The sequence below is a fragment of the Polyangium spumosum genome (assembly GCF_009649845.1).
GTDB lineage: Bacteria > Myxococcota_A > Polyangia > Polyangiales > Polyangiaceae > Polyangium > Polyangium spumosum.
On the sequence record NZ_WJIE01000050.1, the window covers coordinates 1 to 3,202 of the forward strand.

At 65.7% G+C, this 3,202-nt stretch carries 4 protein-coding genes; all 4 read left to right on the forward strand.

All coding sequences use genetic code 11. The features are described 5' to 3' along the window. Positions 1 to 130 precede the first annotated feature (130 nt). A complete protein-coding gene (locus tag GF068_RS43155; protein ID WP_275939367.1) occupies positions 131 to 952 on the forward strand; it encodes an ATP-binding protein in 822 nt (273 codons plus the stop codon). Between the two features lie 92 nt (positions 953 to 1,044). Further along, entirely contained in the window at positions 1,045 to 2,043 is a 999-nt protein-coding gene (gene recA, locus GF068_RS43160; RefSeq protein ID WP_420814188.1) for a recombinase RecA, read from the forward strand. Positions 2,044 to 2,171: 128 nt separating this feature from the next. Further along, entirely contained in the window at positions 2,172 to 2,657 is a 486-nt protein-coding gene (locus tag GF068_RS43165) for a DUF6884 domain-containing protein (RefSeq protein WP_153825418.1), read from the forward strand. Continuing rightward, a partial coding sequence (locus GF068_RS43170) for a DNA sulfur modification protein DndB (protein WP_153825419.1) occupies positions 2,654 to 3,202 on the forward strand: 549 nt, incomplete at its 3' end. The genes GF068_RS43165 and GF068_RS43170, both read left to right, overlap by 4 nt.

Below are 3,202 nucleotides of genomic sequence, written 5' to 3' on the forward strand. Positions count from 1 at the left end.
GGGCGGAGGTAGAATCGATGGATCGAAGATGGGAAGGTTTGGGCACGCGGGTCAGGTCCAGTCTCCGCCCTCTTCTCTACACTAATTTCGGGAGGAGCGCTGTCTCATCGGATGTTGGCACAGAGGGATCCTGCCCCCGATGTCCGTGGACGAGGCGCTCGAAGTCACGAGCATCCACTCCGTCGCGGGATTGCTCAATTCGGAGCAGGGGCTCGCTACGAATCGACCGTTTCGCGCGCCACATCATTCGGTGGCTCCGGCAGGACTTGTCGGCGGGGGAGAGCCCGTGCGTCCCGGGGAGGTGTCCCAAGCCCACGGCGGCGTCTTGTTCCTCGACGAACTGCCGGAATTCCGTCGGAGTTCGCTCGCTCTGCTGGAGACAACGCTCGCCCAAGGGGAAGCGGTCGTCATCCGGGGCCAGAACCGCACGGTCTTTCCTGCGCGTCCTCTCCTGGTGCTGGCGACGCACGCGTGCCCGTGCGGGTTCTACGGGGACGCAAAACGGCGGTGCACATGTTCGGTCGAGCAAATCCGGCGTCATCGGGAGCGAGTGCGTGGGCCGCTGTTCGAGCAAGTCGACATGCAGATCGTGGTGCCGCCTGTCGACGTCGCGCAGCTCGGGGGCAAGGCGAAGGGCGAAAACAGCGAGACGGTGCGGAATCGGGTAGTTGCAGCACGAACGATTCAGCATGCGCGCGCGGCGCGGCAGAAGGTCGCCTCTTCGCTCAACACCGCGTTGAATGACCGCGAGCTCGAGCGCATAGCCGCGCCTGATGCGCAGGGCAAGCGGACCCTGGAGCAGGCCGTCGAGCGTCTCGGGCTGTCGGCCAGCCTCCGGACCAAGGTGCTCCGTGTGGCCCGAACGATCGCTGATCTCGACGGGAGCGAGGTCATTCGCGCACCGCACGTCGCGGAGGCCGTTCTCCTCGCTCCTGTCTTCGCGCGTGGCTGACCAATCTCCCGAGCTCGGACGTGCCGCCGCGAGCGGCTCCCGAGGCCAGTAACGCGCGCCTGCTCGAGAGGGCGCGCTTCTTTGGACCAACCATCATGCAACAGAACAACGGCGCCCTCCGCGGCGCTCTGCAGGCCATCGAGAAACAGTACGGCAAGGGTGCCATCATGAGCCTCGGGGACGACAATCCGGATCGCGGCGTGCGCGTCTTGCCCACGGGCTCGCTCGCGCTCGATGCCGCTCTCGGGATCGGAGGCTACCCGCGCGGCAGGATCGTGGAGATCTACGGGCCCGAGTCGTCGGGCAAGACCACGCTCACCCTGCACGCGCTCTACGAGGCGCAGAAGGCGAAGGGCATTGCGGCGTTCATCGATGCCGAGCACGCGTTCGATCCGAACTATGCGCGCAACATCGGCGTCGACGTCAACCGCCTGCTCGTCTCGCAGCCGGACAACGGCGAGCAGGCCCTCGAGATCGTCGAGACGCTGACCCGCTCCGGCGCGGTCGACGTCATCGTCATCGACTCGGTCGCGGCTTTGACACCGAAGGCCGAAATCGAGGGCGATATGGGCGACGCGCACATGGGCCTCCAGGGGCGGCTCATGAGCCAGGCCCTGCGCAAGCTCACGGCGATCGCGTACCGGACCGAGACGCTGCTCATCTTCATCAACCAACTCCGGCACAAGATCGGCGTCGTCTTCGGCAGCCCCGAGACGACCACGGGAGGCAATGCACTCAAGTTCTACGCGAGCGTGCGGCTCGATGTCCGGCGGATCGGGGCGCTCAAGGTCGGCGAGGAGGTGCTGGGCTCGAAGACTCGCGTGAAGGTGGTGAAGAACAAGTGCGCGCCGCCGTTCCGGGAGGCGGAATTCGACATCCGCTGGGGAACGGGGATCGACGCGGCCGGGGACCTGCTCGACTTCGCCGTCGCTCACGGGATCATCGAGAAGAGCGGCGCGTACTTGTCCTTCCGCGGGGAGACGCTCGGTCAGGGCCGGGAAAAGGCGCGCGAGGCGATCAAGGGGCCGCTGGGCGCGGCGATCCGGAGCGCCATCGAGCACTCCCTCGCGCAGCGGTCGGCCGCGGAGTAGTTGAGGGGCCTGTGCGGACGCCTGTGCGTCATCACGCGGGCACGAAGAAGTAGAGATCAGCGCGTCGTCGGAGTCGCCGAGGAAACTCGCAGGACTTCTGACGCGCGCCCAGCTCTCTCGGAGGGTTCATGTTCACGGAGAAGCAGCCGGGGGCCAAGCGGGTCGCTCTCGTGGGCTGTTCGGCTCTGAAGAACAAGAAACCGGCTCCCGCGAAGGACTTCTATACATCGGCGCTCTTTCGCGCCGCCTACGCGTACGCCGAGAAGACGTGCGACGTGGTGGTCATCGTCTCCGCCTTCTACGGCGCGGTCGCACCGAAGACCGTGCTGCACCCGTATGACCGGAGCCTCCGCAAGTTTCGGAAGAACGATCGGGAGGACTGGGGAGCGCGAACGATCGGCGAGCTTTTGTCGGCGTTCAATCCTCCTCCACAGCTCGTGATTCTGGCCGGAAAGGTTTATGCCGACGCGCTCGTGCACGGAGCGCATTGGCACAACCTGCCTCGGCCGGAAGAACCGCTGCGGAAGATTCGGGGATGTGGGGCGCGAGTGGCGTGGATGAAGGCGAATACGCCGGATGTGAAATCGAGTCCCTGTCAGTGGGGTAATCAATGACGAAGAAGAAACTCGACCAGAAGAAGAGCGGCACCCAGACCGGTCCGACGAAGGAGAGGAGCCACGGGACCGAGGCGAAGAACAACGCGTCCGAGTGGGCCTTTCCGGCCATCCGGGGTGTCCAGGCCGGCGGCGAGTACTACTCGGTCATGGTGCAGCTCCGGGACGTGGCCAAGCTCTTTGCTCCCGTGGATGGCAAGCTGCCGCCCGAGCTCCGGGCGCAGCGGGTGCTGAGCAAGGTCCGCGTCCCGAAGATCGCCGACTACATCACGAACAACCCGACGAACTACACGCTGCCGGCCCTCGTCGGTGCGATCGACGGTCTGCCCCGCTTCGAGCCGGCGCACGAGAAGAGCCACATGGGCACGCTCTACATCCCGCGGGATATGACCGTCGCGGTCCTCGATGGGCAGCATCGTATCTACGCGCACACTGTCCTGCAGCGACGCGACGTTTTCGCGCGAGCTCTGGTGCAGTGGGGGTGGGATGTCAGCTCGGCGGCGTGGCGCGGGCTTCTGCTTCGGCGATCTTTCTTCGGAGGTAGT

Coding starts and splice junctions, on each gene's coding strand:
- GF068_RS43165 (WP_153825418.1), top strand. CDS start 2,172: ATGTTCACGGAGAAGCAGCCGGGGGCCAAGCGGGTCGCTCTCGTGGGC.